A 14,588-nucleotide genomic window follows, 5' to 3' on the forward strand; every position below is an offset into this window, starting at 1 on the left:
AGGGCGCGACGACCACTTTCCGCAATTCGTTAGGAGCAACTGAAACCATGTCGGTTTCCGTAACCCTGCCGGCGCTCGGCGAGAGCGTCACCGAGGGCACCGTCACCCGCTGGCTCAAGGCCGAGGGTGAGCGTGTCGAGGCCGACGAGCCGTTGCTCGAGGTCTCGACCGACAAGGTCGACACCGAGATCCCCGCCCCCGCCTCGGGCATCCTGGCCTCCATCAAGGTCGCCGAGGACGAGACGGTCGAGGTCGGCGCCGAGCTGGCCATCATCGACGACGGCACGGGCGCCCCGGCCCCGGCCGCCGCTCCGGCCGCCGAGGCCGCTCCGGCTCCGGCCGCCGCCCCGGCCCCCGTGGCCGAGGCCCCGGCCGCCCCGGCGCCGGTCGCCGAGGCCCCCGCGGCGGCGCCCGCCGCCGGTGCCGCCTCCGGCACCGACGTCGTGCTGCCCGCGCTGGGCGAGTCCGTCACCGAGGGCACCGTGACCCGCTGGCTGAAGTCGGTCGGCGAGACCGTCGAGGCCGACGAGCCGCTGCTCGAGGTCTCCACGGACAAGGTCGACACCGAGATCCCGGCCCCGGTCTCGGGTGTCCTCCTGGAGATCGTCGTCGCCGAGGACGAGTCCGCCGAGGTCGGCGCCAAGCTGGCCGTCATCGGTGCCGCGGGTGCCGCTCCGGCCGCCCCCGCCGCCCCGGCTCCGGCCGCCCCGGCCGCCGCCCCGGCTCCGGCTGCCCCGGCTCCGGCCGCTCCGGTCGCCGCCCCGGCTCCGGTGGCCCCGGCCGCCCCGGCCGCGGCTCCCGCGCCGGTGGCTCCGGCCGCCCCCGTGGCCGCTCCGGCCCCGGTCGCGCCCGCCGCCCCGTCCATCGCCCCGGCGCTGGTCACCCCGGTCGCCCCGGCTCCGGCCGAGGACGGCGCGTACGTGACCCCGCTGGTCCGCAAGCTCGCCACCGAGAACGGTGTCGACCTGTCGGCCGTCCAGGGCTCCGGCGTCGGCGGTCGCATCCGCAAGCAGGACGTCCTCGCGGCCGCCGAGGCCAAGAAGGCCGCTGCCGCTCCCGCCCCTGTCGCCGCCGCTCCGGCCGCCCCGGCCGCCGCGTCGAAGGCTCCGGCCCTCACGGTCTCCCCGCTGCGCGGTCAGACCGTCAAGATGACCCGCATGCGCAAGGTCATCGGCGACAACATGATGAAGGCGCTGCACGGCCAGGCCCAGCTGACCTCGGTCGTCGAGGTCGACATCACGAAGCTGATGCGGCTGCGCGCCCGTGCCAAGGACGCGTTCGCGGCTCGTGAGGGCGTCAAGCTCTCCCCGATGCCGTTCTTCGTCAAGGCGGCGGCCCAGGCGCTGAAGGCCTTCCCGGTCATCAACGCCCGGATCAACGAGGACGAGGGCACGATCACCTACTTCGACACCGAGAACATCGGTATCGCGGTGGACTCCGAGAAGGGTCTGATGACCCCGGTCATCAAGGGTGCGGGCGACCTCAACATCGCCGGCATCTCGAAGAAGACCGCGGAGCTGGCCGGTGCCGTGCGCGCCAGCAAGATCACGCCGGACGACCTGGCCGGTGCGACCTTCACCATCTCCAACACCGGTTCGCGCGGCGCGCTGTTCGACACGATCATCGTGCCCCCGAACCAGGTCGCCATCCTGGGCATCGGCGCCACCGTGCGCCGTCCGGTCGTCATCAACCACCCGGAGCTGGGTGAGACGATCGCGGTCCGCGACATGACGTACGTCGCCCTGTCCTACGACCACCGCCTGGTGGACGGCGCCGACGCGGCCCGCTACCTGACGGCCGTCAAGGCGATCCTCGAGGCCGGCGAGTTCGAGGTCGACCTGGGCCTGTAAAGGCCATGTGAGGACCCGTCGCCCGCTGGCAACGTAACGAGCCTCACCTGCGGCGCCCCCGCCCGGAAGTGTTTCCGGACGGGGGCGCCGCCGTATTGTCTAAGGGTCAACACTCCCCGAGGAGCCTTCATGACCGTCCCCGTCGTCCACTCGCTGCGCGAACAGATCCGCGAGCACATCGTGGAGGGGATCGTCAGCGGCCGCTGGAAGCCGGGCGAGCGCATCGTGGAGCGGCGGATCGCGACGGAGCTGGAGGTCAGCCAGACCCCGGTCCGTGAGGCCCTGCGCGAGCTGGAGTCCCTGCGCCTGATCGAGTCGGCCCCCAACAAGGGCGTCCGGGTCCGCAACCTGACCGCGGCCGACCTGGAGGAGAGCTACCCCGTCCGGGCCGGCCTGGAGCAGATCGCGGCCGAGCTGGCCGCGGGACGCCTGGCGGCGGACTGCTCGGCCCTGGAGCCGCACGTGACGGCGCTGTACGCGGCGGACGCGACGGCCGACGGCACGGCGCAGGTGCGGCACACGGTGGCCTTCCACCGGGAGTTGGTGAAGGCCGCCGGGAACGGCGTCCTGCTGCACACCTGGGAGACGCTCGGCATCGAGGTCTTCACGGCCCTGTCGATCCGCTGGCTCGGCACGGTCCAGAAGTCGTACGCGGAGGAGCACCAGGAGCTGGTGGAGGCCTTCCGCAGGGGCGACCCGAACATCGGGGCGCTGGTGAAGGCCCACGTCCTGGGCTGCGCCCCGCGCGCCTGACGCCTCCCCTCCGGTTGCCGGAATCGAGCGGGCCCACCTCTCCGGGTGGGCCCGCTCATTCGTGCGGGCCTCCCCTCAGACGACCGCTCCCACCTGCGAGAACAAGCCAGAATCAAGGCACATGCGAGGCACCCGGTGCCCTGGTTCGCGGCACCCTGTGCCGACTTTCTCGATCTGAAGAGGTTTTCCCCTTCAACCCTTTGATCGATCATCGATCGTCGGTTTACAGTCTTCGGCGGGCCGTCACCCGGCCCTTCGCCCTGTCCTGCCAGACAAGGCCCCCTTTTCTCCACCCCCACCTGTCCGGAAGGCGGCGATCATGACCGATCCCGTAGGCAAGATTCCGAGCGAGCTCGACCAGCTCCCGGACCGTGACACCGAGGAGACCGCCGAGTGGGCGGCCTCCCTGGACGCCGTCACCAAGGCCGCCGGCCCCCACCGGGCCGCCTACCTGATGCGCCGCACGCTGCAGCACGCCGAGGGCGCGGGCCTCGCCCTGCCCAAGCTGCTGGAGACGGACTACGTCAACACGATCCCCACCTCCGCGGAGCCGTCGATCGCCGAGTTCGGCGGCGACGAGGCGATGGAGCGCAGGATCACCGCCTGGAACCGCTGGAACGCGGCCGCGATGGTCACCCGCGGCTCCAAGTACGGCGTCGGCGGCCACATCGCCACCTTCGCCTCGGCGGCCTGGCTCTACGAGACCGGGTTCAACCACTTCTTCCAGGGCAAGGAAGCCGACGGTTCCGGCGACCAGCTCTTCATCCAGGGCCACGCCTCGCCCGGCATCTACGCCCGCGCCTTCCTCGACGGGCGCCTGAACGAGGCCCACCTCGACAACTTCCGGCAGGAGTCCGGCGGCAACGGCCTGCCCTCCTACCCGCACCCGCGCCGGCTGCCCTGGCTGTGGGAGTTCCCCACCGTCTCCATGGGCCTCGGCCCGCTCTCCGCGATCTACCAGGCGCGCTTCAACCGCTACCTGACGAACCGTTCCATCAAGGACGTCTCCGCGTCCCACGTGTGGGCCTTCCTCGGTGACGGCGAGATGGACGAGCCCGAGTCGACGGCAGCCCTCGCGCTCGCCGCCCGCGAGGGCCTGGACAACCTGACCTTCGTCATCAACTGCAACCTGCAGCGCCTCGACGGCCCGGTCCGCGCCAACTTCAAGATCGTGCAGGAGCTGGAGGCCCAGTTCCGCGGCGCCGGCTGGAACGTCGTGAAGTCGCTGTGGGGCAACGCCTGGGACGAGCTCTTCGCGCTCGACACCACCGGCGCCCTCGTCCGCCGCCTCCGCGAGGTCCCGGACGCGCAGGTCCAGACCTACCAGACCCGCGACGCCGCCTACATCCGCCAGGACTTCTTCGGCAAGGACCCGGCGCTCGTCGCGATGGCGCAGCTGCTGAGCGACGACAAGATCCTGGAGTGCTTCCACCTCTCCCGCGGCGGCCACGAGCCGCGCAAGGTCTTCGCCGCCTACAAGGCCGCCCTGGAGTTCAAGGGCGCGCCGACGGTCATCCTCGCGCAGACCGTCAAGGGCTTCACCCTCGGTGAGGGCTTCGCGTCGAAGAACGCGAACCACCAGATGAAGAAGCTGACGACCGACGAGTTCAAGAACATGCGTGACCTTCTTGAGCTGCCGATCTCGGACGCGCAGTTCGTCGACGGCCAGGTGCCCTACGGCCACCCCGGCGCCGACTCCCCCGAGGTCCGCTACCTCCAGGAGCGCCGCGCGGCCCTCGGCGGCCCGGCCCCGGCCCGCCGCACCCACGCGCTGGCCCCGCTGCCGGCACCGGCCGACAAGGCCTTCGCGGCCTTCGACAAGGGCTCCGGCTCGCAGTCGATGGCGACGACGATGGCCTTCGTCCGACTGATCAAGGACCTGATCCGCGACAAGGAGACCGGCAAGCGCTGGGTCCCGATCGTCCCGGACGAGGCCCGTACCTTCGGTATGGAGTCGCTGTTCCCGTCGCTCGGCATCTACTCGCCGAAGGGCCAGACGTACGAGCCGGTCGACCGCGACCAGCTGATGTACTACAAGGAGGCCAAGAACGGCCAGATCCTCAACGAGGGGATCACCGAGGCCGGTTCGATGGCCGACTTCATCGCCGCGTCCACCGCGTACTCCACGCACGGTGAGGCGATGATCCCGTTCTACATCTTCTACTCGATGTTCGGCTGGCAGCGGACCGCCGACCAGATGTGGCAGCTCGGCGACCAGCTCGGCCGCGGCTTCCTCGTCGGTGCGACCGCCGGCCGCACCACCCTGACCGGTGAGGGCCTCCAGCACGCCGACGGCCACTCGCCGGTGATCGCGGCCACGAACCCGGCGGCGCTGACGTACGACCCGGCGTTCGCGTACGAGGTCGCCGTCATCGTCAAGGAGGGTCTGCGCCGGATGTACGGCGAGGCCGCCGAGGGCGAGGACCAGAACGTCTTCTACTACCTGACGGTCTACAACGAGCCGATGCCGCAGCCGGCCAAGCCGTCCGGCATCGACGAGGGCATCGTCAAGGGCCTCTACCGCTTCAACACCGCGGAGTCGGCCGGTCTCGACCTGCCGGCGAACGCCTCGCGCATCCAGCTCCTCTCCTCCGGCACGGCGATCCACTGGGCCCTGGAGGCGCAGAAGCTGCTCGCCGCCGAGTGGGGCGTGGCCGCCGACGTGTGGTCCGCGACCTCCTGGACCGAGCTGCGCCGCGACGCCCTGGAGGCCGACGCGGCCCTCCTGCGCGGCGAGGAGCAGGTGCCGTACGTCCGCAAGGCGCTGGAGGGCATCGACTCCCCGGTCCTCGCGGTCTCCGACTACATGCGCCAGGTCCCGGACCAGATCGCGCAGTGGGTCGAGCAGGACTGGTCCTCGCTGGGCGCCGACGGCTTCGGCCTCTCGGACACCCGCGACGCGGCCCGCCGCCACTTCGGCGTGGACGCCCAGTCGATCGTCGTCGCGGCGCTCGCGCAGCTCGCCCGGCGCGGCGAGGTCCAGGCGACGGCCGTGAAGGAGGCGCGCGAGCGCTACGGCCTGTAGTCACGGTCGGCTGACCGGCCTGCCGGTCGGCACGACGCCGTCCCCGAGGGGCCGTGCCCGTACTTCCCGTACGGGCACGGCCCCTCGGCGCGTCCGGCCCGGGCCTGTCCGGCGGACCGGTCGAGCCGCGAGGATGAGCCCATGCGCGCCGCACGTCTCATCAAGCTGGTCCTGCTGCTCCAGTCCCGTCCGTCGATGACGGCCGCCGAACTGGCCGCCGAGCTGGAGGTGTCGGAGCGGACCATCACCCGGGACGCGCTCGCCCTCTCCGAGGCGGGGGTCCCGGTCTACGCGGACCGGGGCCGCGCAGGCGGGTACCGGCTGGTCGGCGGCTACCGGACGCGGCTCACGGGGCTCGCGCGCGGCGAGGCGGAGGCGCTGTTCCTCTCCGGGCTGCCGGGCGCGCTGCGCGACCTGGGGCTCGCGGACGCGGCCTCGGCGGCGCGACTGAAGGTGTCGGCGGCGCTGCTGCCCTCGCTGAAGGACGCCCCCGACGCGGTGGGGCGGCGCTTCCACCTGGACGCGCCCGGCTGGTACCAGGAGCCGGAGACCCCGGAGCTGCTCGCCCCGGTCGCGGGGGCGGTCTGGGACGACCGGCTGCTCTCCGCCCGCTATCTGCGCGGGGACGGCGAGGAGGTCGACCGCGAGCTGTGCCCGCACGGCCTCGTCCTGAAGGCCGGCGTCTGGTACGTGTGCGCGCGGGCCGGCTCCTCCTTCCGCACGTACCGCGTGGACCGGTTCACGGCGGTCGCCGTGGGCGAGGAGCGGTTCGTCCGGGACGAGGACTTCGACCTGCCGTCGTTCTGGGCGGAGCGGGCGTCGGAGTTCGCCCGCTCGCTGCTCCGCGCGGAGGTGGAGCTACGGCTCACGGCGGCGGGCGCGCGGCGGCTGCCGCACGTGACGGACCGCGCGGCGGCGGAGGAGGCCCTGGCGGCGGGGGTCGCGGAGGACGACGGCCGGGTGCGGATCGCCCTGCGCGTGGAGAGCGAGGAGGTCGCCTTCTCGCAGCTCCTCACCCTGGGCGCGGAGGCCGAGGTCCTGGCCCCGACCGCCCTCCGCGCACGCTTCACGGCGGCGGCCGCGGCCCTGGCGGCGCTGTACGCCTGAGCGGCTGCTCCCCCGGCGGCGCCTACCGGTAGTCGGCCACGTCCGGCGTGCCCGTCTCGCCCGCGAGCATGAAGCCCCAGGCGTCCGGGCGGGAGCCGTCCGCGTCCGTGAAGCCGTACTCCTTCGCCAGCTGGCCGCTGGACAGCGACCGGCCCGTCCAGCGGTGGCGGTCGGGGTCGGCGGCGAGGGCGGCGACGGCCCTGCCGACGTACGTCGGGGACTCGGCGACGGCGAAGCCGGGGATCTTCCCGACGGCGTCGCGCCAGTTCTCCTCGGTGACGCCGAAGGCTTCGAGCATCTGCTCCGACCTGAGCCAGCCGGGGGTGAGGGCGACCGCCGTGGCGCCGTGCTCCTCCAGCTCCGCGGCCAGGCCGAAGGCCATCCGGAGGGGGGCGTTCTTGGCGAGGTCGTAGAAGAGGTTCTCGCGGAAGCGGGTGCCGTTGTACTCGGTGGTGCCGTCGGTGAGCTCGACGACGAGTCCGCCGGGATGCCGGATGAGCAGCGGCAGTGCCGTGTGCGAGGTGATGACGTGCGTCCGGACGCCGAGTTCGAGCATCCTGAGGCCGTCGTCGAGGTCGTTCTCCCAGGTCTTCTTCCCGAAGACGAGGAGGTGCTCGCCGCCCCACACGTCGTTCACCAGGACGTCGAGCCGGCCCCGCTCCCGGTCGATCCGGTCGACCAGGGCCCGCACCTGGTCCTGCTCCAGATGGTCGGTCGGCACGGCGATGCCCTCGCCCCCGGCGGCCGTCACCAGTTCGGCCGTCTCCTCGATGGTCTCGGTGGCGCGGCCGACCTCGCTGACCTTCTCGCGGGTGGTGCGCCCCGTGACGTACACGGTGGCTCCGGCGGCGCCCAGCTGGACGGCGATGGCCCGTCCCGCGCCCCGGGTGGCTCCGGCGACCAGGCAGATACGTCCCCGCAGGGGTGTGGTTTCCGTCGTCATGGTCACCAGACTGGCAGGAAAGTACGACATCTTCTGTCCGGATTCATTTCCGGAGCTCTTCGGGCATTCCGGGTGCGTCGCGCGCGTCGAGACACGATGCTGGTCCCGTGATGGACGAGACGGAGTTCTGGGAGATCATCGACGCCACCCGCGAGGCCGCCGAGGGCGACCCCGAGGAGCAGGCCGATCTGCTCGTGGAACGGCTGACCCGGCTCGATCCCGACTCGGTGCTGGACTACGCCCGCCATTTCGAGGCGCGCTTCAACCGCGCGTACCTCTGGGACGTGTGGGGCGCGGCGGCCGTGCTCCTCGGCAGATCCGGCGACGACACCTTCGACTTCTTCCGCTGCTGGCTCATCGGCCAGGGCCGGGAGGTCTTCGAGGGGGCGGTGCACGATCCGGACGCGCTCGCGGAGCTGCTCGGAGACTTCGACGTGGAGATCGACGGGGACGGCGAGGAGATCGGTTTCGCGGCGGACGAGGCGTACGAGCAGCTGACCGGCGGCGAGACTCCGGACCTGGGCATTCCGATGCCGGGCGGGGAGCCGCTGGGCGCGCCCTTCGACCTGGAGGACGAGGGTGTCCTCGCGGCGCGCTTCCCACGGCTGTGGGAGCGCTTCGGGGCGGCGCCGTAGGCCAGGGAAAGAGGCACGGAAGTACGGAGGCACGGAGGTACGGAGGTACGGAGGTACGGAGGTACGGAGGTACGGAGGTACGGAGGTACGGACCCGGGGCGCCGTCCCGCCCCGGGTCCGTACCGGCTCTTCCGTGCGGGCCGCCGGCTCTTCCGAACCGGCTGCCGCCCTTTCCGTACCGGCTGCTCGCCGGTGGTGTCCGTCAGCCCTGCTGGAGCCGCGGGTTCACCTGGTTGAGGATCATGTCCGTGCGCGGCTGGAGTGCCGGGAAGAGCTGCTCCGGCTGCGGGATCGCCCAGTACTTCCCCTCGGCGACCATCTCGAAGACGCGCTCGGCGTGCTCCTCGGGGGTCAGCCCGTGCTCGTCGGCGAGGGTCTGGAGGTGGTCGTTGAAGGCCGCGATCTCGGGCGGGGTGTCCTCGCCGGGCCTGGCGGCCCGGAAGATCTCGCTCTTGACCGAGCCGGGGGTCACGACGGACACCTGGATCGGCGCGCCCTTCATGAGCATCTCGTGGTGGAGCGACTCGGTGAGCGCGAGCGTGCCGAACTTGGTGACGCTGTACGGGGCCATCAGCGGGCTCGGCAGCATGCCGCCGATCGACGACACGTTCACCACCCAGGCCTTCTCGCCGCGCTCCAGCATGCGCGGGACGAAGGCCCGGATGCCGTTGACGTAGCCGCCGATGTTGACGCGGAGCATGGCGTCCCAGCGTTCGGCCGGGATCTCCCAGGAGTAGCCCATGGCCATGATCCCGGCGTTGTTGACCAGAAGGTCGACGGCGCCGAAGGAGGTGTACGCGTGGTCGGCGAGCGCCTCGACGGAGGCCGGGACGGCGACGTCGGTCACCACGGCCTCCACCTCGGCGCCGGTGGCCCGCAGCTCCTCGGCGAAGGCGGCGAGGCGCTCGGCGGCGATGTCGGCGAGGACCAGCTTCATGCCGAGCCCCGCCGCGTGCCGGGCGAGCCCGGCGCCGATCCCGGAGGAGGCGCCGGTGACGACGGCCGTACGGCCGCCGAAGACGCGCGCGGCGAGGGCGCCCATCAGAAGTGCGTCCCGCCGTCGACGCGGACCTCGGTGCCGGTGATGAACTTCCCGTCCTCGCTCGCGAGCATCGCGACGACGCCGGCGACCGTCTCGGGGCCGGCGAAGCCCTGGCCGAGGGCGGGGGCGAGCTTCGCGAAGAGGGACCAGTCGGTGTCCTCGGGCAGGCCGGGGCCGATCGACTGCTTGCTGGCGCCGGTGCCGTCGGTCATGCCGGAGGAGATGGAGCCGGGCTGGACGGCGGTGAAGCGGATGCCCTGCTTGGCGTACTCGGCGGCGAGCGCGTGGGTCATGGACTGGATGCCGCCCTTGCTGGCCGCGTAGGCCGCCATGTAGGGGTGGGCGAACATCGCGGAGGTCGAGGAGAAGTTCACGACGGCGGAGCCGTTGCCCTCCAGGAGGGCCGGGATCGACTCGCGGATCATGAGGAAGGTGCCGGTGAGGTTGATCCGGAGCACCTGCTCGAAGGAGTCGAGGCTCGTCTCGTGGGTGTGCGAGGAGCGCAGGATGCCGGCCGCGTTGACCAAGACGTCGAGGCCGCCGAGCACCTCGACCGCGGCGGCGACGCCGGCCCGTACGGAGGCCTCGTCGGCGACGTTCACGACGACCGTGGTGAGGCGGTCGGCGGCCTCGCCGGCCTTGGCGACGGTGTCCTTGAGGCCGTCCTCGCTGATGTCGGCGGCGACGACCCGGCCGCCCTCGGCGAGCACGCGCAGCACGGTGGCCTGGCCGATGCCGGAGCCACCGCCGGTGATGAGGGCGCGGCGTCCTTCGTAACGGGTCAGCTGGTTCATGGCGGCAACCTCTCGATGTCAAGCTTCCGTGGAACGCCTGCCACCGTACGCCCGAGTGGCACGTTTTGCCAGAGTTGCACGGCATGCACTTTCAGCAGGCACGGGCGTACCCTACGTACGGTGAGCACCAAGCCCCCCTCCCTGACGGAGCGCCGCAAGGCCGCGACCCAGCTGGACATCGCCCGTGCCGCCGCCGAGCTCTTCACCGAGCGCGGGCCCGACGGCACCACGGCCGAGGACATCGCCCTGCGGGCCGGGGTCGCCCTGCGCACCTTCTACCGTTACTTCCGCTCCAAGCAGGACGCCGTGGCCCCGCTCCTCGCGGGCGGCGCCGACCGCTGGCGCGAGCAGCTCGCGGCGGCCGGCCCCGGGGCCCGCCTCCCCGAGGCGCTGGAGCGCTCGATCGCCGAGTCGCTGGCCGCGGCGGACGAGGAGGCGGCGGAAGGACTGCTCTGGACGCGCGGGCTCCTGCGGGCGGCGGCGGAGGACCCGGCACTGCGGGCCGTCTGGTACCGGGTCAACCAGGAGTCCGAGGAGAAGCTGCGCGAGGTCCTGGCCGGGCTCGCGGGCCCGGGGACCGACCCGCTGGAGCTCCGGCTCGCGGCGGCGGCGGCCACGGACGCCATCCGGATCGCCCTGGAGACCTGGGCGGAGACGGACGCGCCGGTACGCGGCGAGGGCTCACCGGCCGCCCTCGCCGTCCGCTGCCTGCGCGAGCTGATGGGCGGGATGCGACTCCTCGCGGACGGGCCGGACGCCGGTTAGCGCACGGCTCCTCGCCGACGGGCCGGACGGCGGCTCAGCCGATGAGCGAGCGGCCCATCAGGACGTCGTCCACGTACTCCCCGTCGATCAGCATCTCGCCCGGCAGGATCCCCTCGACCGCGAAGCCCTCGGAGGCGTAGAGCGCCCGCGCCGGCGCGTTGTGCCCCAGGACCCGCAGGGTGATCCGGCGGGCGCCCTCCGCGCGGGCCCGCTCCGCGGCCGCCCGCAGCAGCGCCCGCCCCACGCCCCGGCCGCGGACGGACCCGTCGACGACGAGGCCCTGGATCTGGCGCACATGGGCGGTGGCGGCGAGCGGGGTCGGGAGGGCGAGCCGGATGTATCCGGCCACGGCGCCGTCCACCACCGCGACGAGGTAGTCCCCGGGCCGGTGACGGTCGTCGAAGAAGGGCTCGTACGGCTCCGTCGGCTCGGGCAGCACCGCGTGCAGGGGCGACCAGGCGGCCCGGTCGAGCACGCCGAGGGCGTCCCCGTCCGCGGCGTCGGCGATACGTATCTGCGTCTCCGGCACGATCATGAGCGCCACTGTGTCACGCAACGGCGCCGGAAGGGCAGGATGGGCCCATGCAGCGTTCCGCCTCCCGCAAGCGCGTCGCCGTCACCGGCGCCACCGGACTCATCGGCCGGGCCCTCGTCCGCTCCCTGCGCGCCGACGGCCACGACGTCCTCCGCCTCGTCAGGCGGCCCGCCGCGACCGCCGACGAGGTCGAGTGGGACCCGAGGCGGCTGTACGTGGACGCCGCCGGCCTCGTCGGGGTGGACGCCGTCGTCCACCTGGCGGGCGCCGGGGTCGGCGAGCGCCGCTGGACCGAGGCGTACAAGCGGGAGATCCGGGACAGCCGCGTCCTCGGCACGCGCGCCGTCGCCGAGGCGCTGGCCTCGCTCGCCGAGCCGCCGGAGGTCCTGGTGTGCGGCACGGCGCTCGGCTGGTACGGGGACACCGGCAGCCGCGCGGTCGACGAGAGCGCGCCCGCCGGGACGGGCTTCCTGCCCTCGGTGTGCGTGGAGTGGGAGGCCGCCGCGGCCCCCGCGGAGGAGGCCGGCATCCGCGTCGCGTACGCCCGTACCGGCCTGGTCGTGGCCCGCGAGGGCGGGGCGTGGGGGCGGCTCTTCCCGGTCTTCCGTGCCGGGCTCGGCGGGCGGATGGGCGACGGCCGCCAGTACTGGTCCCACATCTCGCTCCACGACGAGGTGGCCGCCCTGCGCCATCTGGTCGACACCCCGGCCCTGTCCGGCCCGGTGAACCTGACGGCCCCCGAGCCGGTCACCAACCGGGAGGTGACGGCCGCGATGGGCCGGGTCCTGCGGCGGCCGACCCTGTTCACGGTCCCGGCGCCCGCCCTGAAGCTGGTGCTCGGGGACTTCGCCCAGGACGTGCTGGGCAGTCAGCGGGTGCTGCCGGGGCGGCTGTTGGAGTCCGGCTTCGACTTCGCCTTCCCGACGATCGACGAGGCGATCCGGGCCGCGGCCGACTGACCCCTCCCGGCGGCCGAGGGCCGTCTCCTCCGCGACCGGGCCGCCCCTTCCCGTCCCCCGTGTCCGAGGGGCCCTCCCCCGCGACCGACGGCCCTTCCCCCGCCACCGACGGCCCTTCCCCCTCGGCCGAGGCGCCTTCCCCTCACGGCTCCCGCCGCTCCCTGCGCTCCCCCGTGCTGCGTGCACCCCGCCGCGCGCGGGCCGACTTCCGTGGGCGCGCTCCCTAGGCTCGATGCCCATTGTTCGATACGACCGCGAACGCGGGCATTCCGGGGGCCGGTTGGGGGCATAAGGCCTCCCACCGGCGGCGCCGACCTGGGGAGGGACACGTGCTCAGTACCGCAACTACCGCACAGCGAACGGACGTCGGGGAAACCGTCGACGTCGTCATCGTGGGGGCCGGGATCGCGGGGCTCACGGCCGCCCGCCGACTGACCGACGCCGGACTCTCCGTCGCCGTCCTGGAGGCGGAGCCGCAGGTGGGCGGCCGGATGGCCACCGACTCCGTCGACGGCTTCCTGCTCGACCGGGTGGGCCCCCTGCTCACCCTGTCGCCCGAGGAACTGCGGGCCGCGCCGGGGCTCGACGGCCTCGCGCTGCGCCCCTTCGCCCCGGGTGTCCTCGTCCACAGCGACGGCCGGTACGCCCGATGGGGCGCCCCGCACCCGCGCCGGACGGGCGGCGCGCACCGCGGCGGTGGGCACCGGAGCGTGGGGGGAGCGTTCAGTGTGGCGCGCGCCCTCGCGAGCGCCCCCCGGCGTCCTGCGGCCTCGCTCGACCAGGCGCGGCTCGGGGCCTCCCTGGTCCGGCTCGCCGCGACCCCCTCGCAGCGGCTGCTCGCCCGCCCCGAGCGGACGGCGCGCGAGGCGCTGACCGCGCGGCTGCCCGGCCGGACCGTGCAGGGCGTGCTGCGGCCGCTGCTGGCGGCGCTCCTCGGCGACCCGGACCTCGGCATGTCGAGCCGCCGGGCGGACCTGGCGCTGCGCGCCTTCGCCCGGGGCCGGCTCGCCGTGCCGGAGGGCGGCTCGGCGTCCCTCCCGGAGCGGCTCGCCGCCGGGCTGCCGCCCGGCACGGTCCGTACGGGCGTCCGGGTCACGGAGGCGTCCGTCTCCCGGGTGACGACCGCCGAGCACGGGGTCCTCGGCTGTCGCTCGGTGCTGATGGCCACGGGGGCGCGGAGTGCGGCCGAGCTGCTGCCCGGCCTGCGGACTCCTGCCTTCCACGCGGTGACGGTGCTCCACCACACGGCGCCCGTGGCACCCACCGGGGATCCGGCGCTGCTCCTGGAGTCGGACCCGGGCGGGCCGGTGGCCCACACGGCCGTGATGAGCGCGGTCGACCCCGTCCGCGCCCCTGAGGGCCGGGCCCTGATCACCTCGACGCTGCTCGGGGCGCCGCCGGACGACACGGAGCGCCGGGTCCGCAAGCACCTCGCCACGCTGTACGGCACGTCGACCGACGAGTGGGAGCTGCTGGCGCTGCACCACACCCCGGAGGCCGTACCGGCGATGCCGCCGCCGTACGACGCCCGCCGCCCGGTCCGGCTGCTCGCGGGCCTGTACGTGTGCGGCGACCACCGCGACGCGGGCACCCCCCAGGGCGCCCTCGCCTCGGGAACCCGAGCGGCCCGCGCCCTCCTCACCGACCTCGGCCACCGCCTCCCGAAGGAGGAGGAAGAGCCGACGGAGGAGGCCGCGTAACGCGGCCGGGTCCGTGCCCCCGGCCGGAGGCACGGCCCCGGCGCCGACCTGAGGCGCGGCCTCGGGGCTCGGGCCGGGGGCTCGGGGCCCGGGTTCGGCGCCCGGGGCGCCGGGGTTCGGGGCGCCGGGTTCGGCGCCCGGGGCGCCGGGGTTCGGGGCGCCGGGTTCGGCGCCCGGGGCCCGGGGTCGGCTCCCTCCCGGAACTCCGGCCCGGGCTCGGGCGCGGGTTCGGCTCCGTCCTGGGACTCGGGCTCGTGGCCCAGGCCCAGGGCCTCGAACTGGGCTCGGGCTCAGGGCTCGGGCTCGGGGCCCGGGTTGGGCTCTGCCCCGGGACTCGGGCTCCGTCCCAGGGCTCGGGCTCATGGCCCAGGCCCGGGGGCTCGGGCCCGGGGGCTCGGGCCCGGGGGCTCGGGCCCGGGGGCTCGGGCCCGGGGGCTCGGGCCCGGGGGCTCGGGCCCGGGGGCTCGGGCCCGGGGGCTC

General features: G+C 73.9%; 12 protein-coding genes. 8 read left to right on the top strand and 4 right to left on the bottom strand.

Annotated elements, in window-relative coordinates:
* Window positions 1-47: 47 nt before the first annotated feature.
* The 4 genes from sucB (at window position 48) to ACF08F_RS04925 (ending at window position 6,735) form a co-directional block, all read left to right on the top strand.
* A complete protein-coding gene (gene sucB / locus ACF08F_RS04910; protein WP_392297064.1) occupies window positions 48-1,850 on the top strand; it encodes a 2-oxoglutarate dehydrogenase, E2 component, dihydrolipoamide succinyltransferase in 1,803 nt (600 codons plus the stop codon).
* 129 nt (window positions 1,851-1,979) lie between these two features.
* Entirely contained in the window at window positions 1,980-2,603 is a 624-nt protein-coding gene (locus ACF08F_RS04915; protein ID WP_392297065.1) for a GntR family transcriptional regulator, read from the top strand.
* A 319-nt stretch (window positions 2,604-2,922) separates the two neighbouring features.
* Complete coding sequence (gene aceE, locus ACF08F_RS04920) at window positions 2,923-5,628, top strand: pyruvate dehydrogenase (acetyl-transferring), homodimeric type (RefSeq protein WP_392297066.1); 2,706 nt, start codon at window positions 2,923-2,925, stop codon at window positions 5,626-5,628.
* A 141-nt stretch (window positions 5,629-5,769) separates the two neighbouring features.
* Window positions 5,770-6,735, top strand: coding sequence for a helix-turn-helix transcriptional regulator (locus tag ACF08F_RS04925; protein ID WP_392297067.1), 966 nt, complete (start codon window positions 5,770-5,772; stop codon window positions 6,733-6,735).
* Between the two features lie 22 nt (window positions 6,736-6,757).
* Here the strand turns inward: ACF08F_RS04925 and ACF08F_RS04930 are convergent, their stop codons facing one another.
* Window positions 6,758-7,678 carry an SDR family oxidoreductase gene (locus ACF08F_RS04930; RefSeq protein ID WP_392297068.1) on the bottom strand — a complete coding sequence of 307 codons (921 nt, stop codon included), beginning with the start codon at window positions 7,676-7,678 and terminating at the stop codon, window positions 6,758-6,760.
* A 110-nt stretch (window positions 7,679-7,788) separates the two neighbouring features.
* On the opposite strand from ACF08F_RS04930, the gene ACF08F_RS04935 reads away from it, so the two are divergent.
* Window positions 7,789-8,313, top strand: coding sequence for a DUF4240 domain-containing protein (locus ACF08F_RS04935; protein WP_392297323.1), 525 nt, complete (start codon window positions 7,789-7,791; stop codon window positions 8,311-8,313).
* 202 nt (window positions 8,314-8,515) lie between these two features.
* On the opposite strand, the gene ACF08F_RS04940 is transcribed toward ACF08F_RS04935, so the two are convergent.
* Complete coding sequence (locus tag ACF08F_RS04940) at window positions 8,516-9,355, bottom strand: SDR family NAD(P)-dependent oxidoreductase (RefSeq protein WP_392297069.1); 840 nt, start codon at window positions 9,353-9,355, stop codon at window positions 8,516-8,518.
* Window positions 9,355-10,149 carry an SDR family NAD(P)-dependent oxidoreductase gene (locus ACF08F_RS04945; RefSeq protein WP_392297070.1) on the bottom strand — a complete coding sequence of 265 codons (795 nt, stop codon included), beginning with the start codon at window positions 10,147-10,149 and terminating at the stop codon, window positions 9,355-9,357. The genes ACF08F_RS04940 and ACF08F_RS04945 overlap by 1 nt, the downstream gene beginning before the upstream one ends.
* Window positions 10,150-10,269: 120 nt before the next feature.
* Between ACF08F_RS04945 and ACF08F_RS04950 the strand changes: the two genes are divergently transcribed.
* Window positions 10,270-10,914: a TetR/AcrR family transcriptional regulator gene (locus ACF08F_RS04950; RefSeq protein WP_392297071.1), complete on the top strand. Its 645-nt coding sequence runs from the start codon at window positions 10,270-10,272 to the stop codon at window positions 10,912-10,914.
* A 34-nt stretch (window positions 10,915-10,948) separates the two neighbouring features.
* Here ACF08F_RS04950 and ACF08F_RS04955 read toward each other — a convergent pair whose 3' ends face one another.
* Window positions 10,949-11,449 carry a GNAT family N-acetyltransferase gene (locus ACF08F_RS04955; protein WP_392297072.1) on the bottom strand — a complete coding sequence of 167 codons (501 nt, stop codon included), beginning with the start codon at window positions 11,447-11,449 and terminating at the stop codon, window positions 10,949-10,951.
* Between the two features lie 47 nt (window positions 11,450-11,496).
* Here ACF08F_RS04955 and ACF08F_RS04960 point away from each other — a divergent pair, with 47 nt between their 5' ends.
* Together ACF08F_RS04960 and ACF08F_RS04965 are read left to right on the top strand one after the other, a co-directional pair.
* Window positions 11,497-12,408 carry a TIGR01777 family oxidoreductase gene (locus tag ACF08F_RS04960; RefSeq protein ID WP_392297073.1) on the top strand — a complete coding sequence of 304 codons (912 nt, stop codon included), beginning with the start codon at window positions 11,497-11,499 and terminating at the stop codon, window positions 12,406-12,408.
* A gap of 329 nt (window positions 12,409-12,737) precedes the next feature.
* A complete protein-coding gene (locus ACF08F_RS04965) occupies window positions 12,738-14,108 on the top strand; it encodes an FAD-dependent oxidoreductase (RefSeq protein WP_392297074.1) in 1,371 nt (456 codons plus the stop codon).
* Window positions 14,109-14,588: the final 480 nt, after the last annotated feature.

Origin of the sequence: Streptomyces sp. NPDC015130 (assembly GCF_043080005.1) — a bacterium.
In the GTDB taxonomy this organism is placed as follows: Bacteria; Actinomycetota; Actinomycetes; order Streptomycetales; family Streptomycetaceae; genus Streptomyces.

What these genes read in the sequence shown, in the direction of transcription:
- aceE (WP_392297066.1), top strand. Translation starts at nt 2,923, where the DNA reads ATGACCGATCCCGTAGGCAAGATTCCGAGCGAGCTCGACCAGCTCCCG.
- ACF08F_RS04925 (WP_392297067.1), top strand. Translation starts at nt 5,770, where the DNA reads ATGCGCGCCGCACGTCTCATCAAGCTGGTCCTGCTGCTCCAGTCCCGT.
- sucB (WP_392297064.1), top strand. Translation starts at nt 48, where the DNA reads ATGTCGGTTTCCGTAACCCTGCCGGCGCTCGGCGAGAGCGTCACCGAG.
- ACF08F_RS04930 (WP_392297068.1), bottom strand. Translation starts at nt 7,678, where the DNA reads ATGACGACGGAAACCACACCCCTGCGGGGACGTATCTGCCTGGTCGCC.
- ACF08F_RS04955 (WP_392297072.1), bottom strand. Translation starts at nt 11,449, where the DNA reads ATGATCGTGCCGGAGACGCAGATACGTATCGCCGACGCCGCGGACGGG.
- ACF08F_RS04940 (WP_392297069.1), bottom strand. Translation starts at nt 9,355, where the DNA reads ATGGGCGCCCTCGCCGCGCGCGTCTTCGGCGGCCGTACGGCCGTCGTC.
- ACF08F_RS04935 (WP_392297323.1), top strand. Translation starts at nt 7,789, where the DNA reads ATGGACGAGACGGAGTTCTGGGAGATCATCGACGCCACCCGCGAGGCC.
- ACF08F_RS04945 (WP_392297070.1), bottom strand. Translation starts at nt 10,149, where the DNA reads ATGAACCAGCTGACCCGTTACGAAGGACGCCGCGCCCTCATCACCGGC.
- ACF08F_RS04915 (WP_392297065.1), top strand. Translation starts at nt 1,980, where the DNA reads ATGACCGTCCCCGTCGTCCACTCGCTGCGCGAACAGATCCGCGAGCAC.
- ACF08F_RS04960 (WP_392297073.1), top strand. Translation starts at nt 11,497, where the DNA reads ATGCAGCGTTCCGCCTCCCGCAAGCGCGTCGCCGTCACCGGCGCCACC.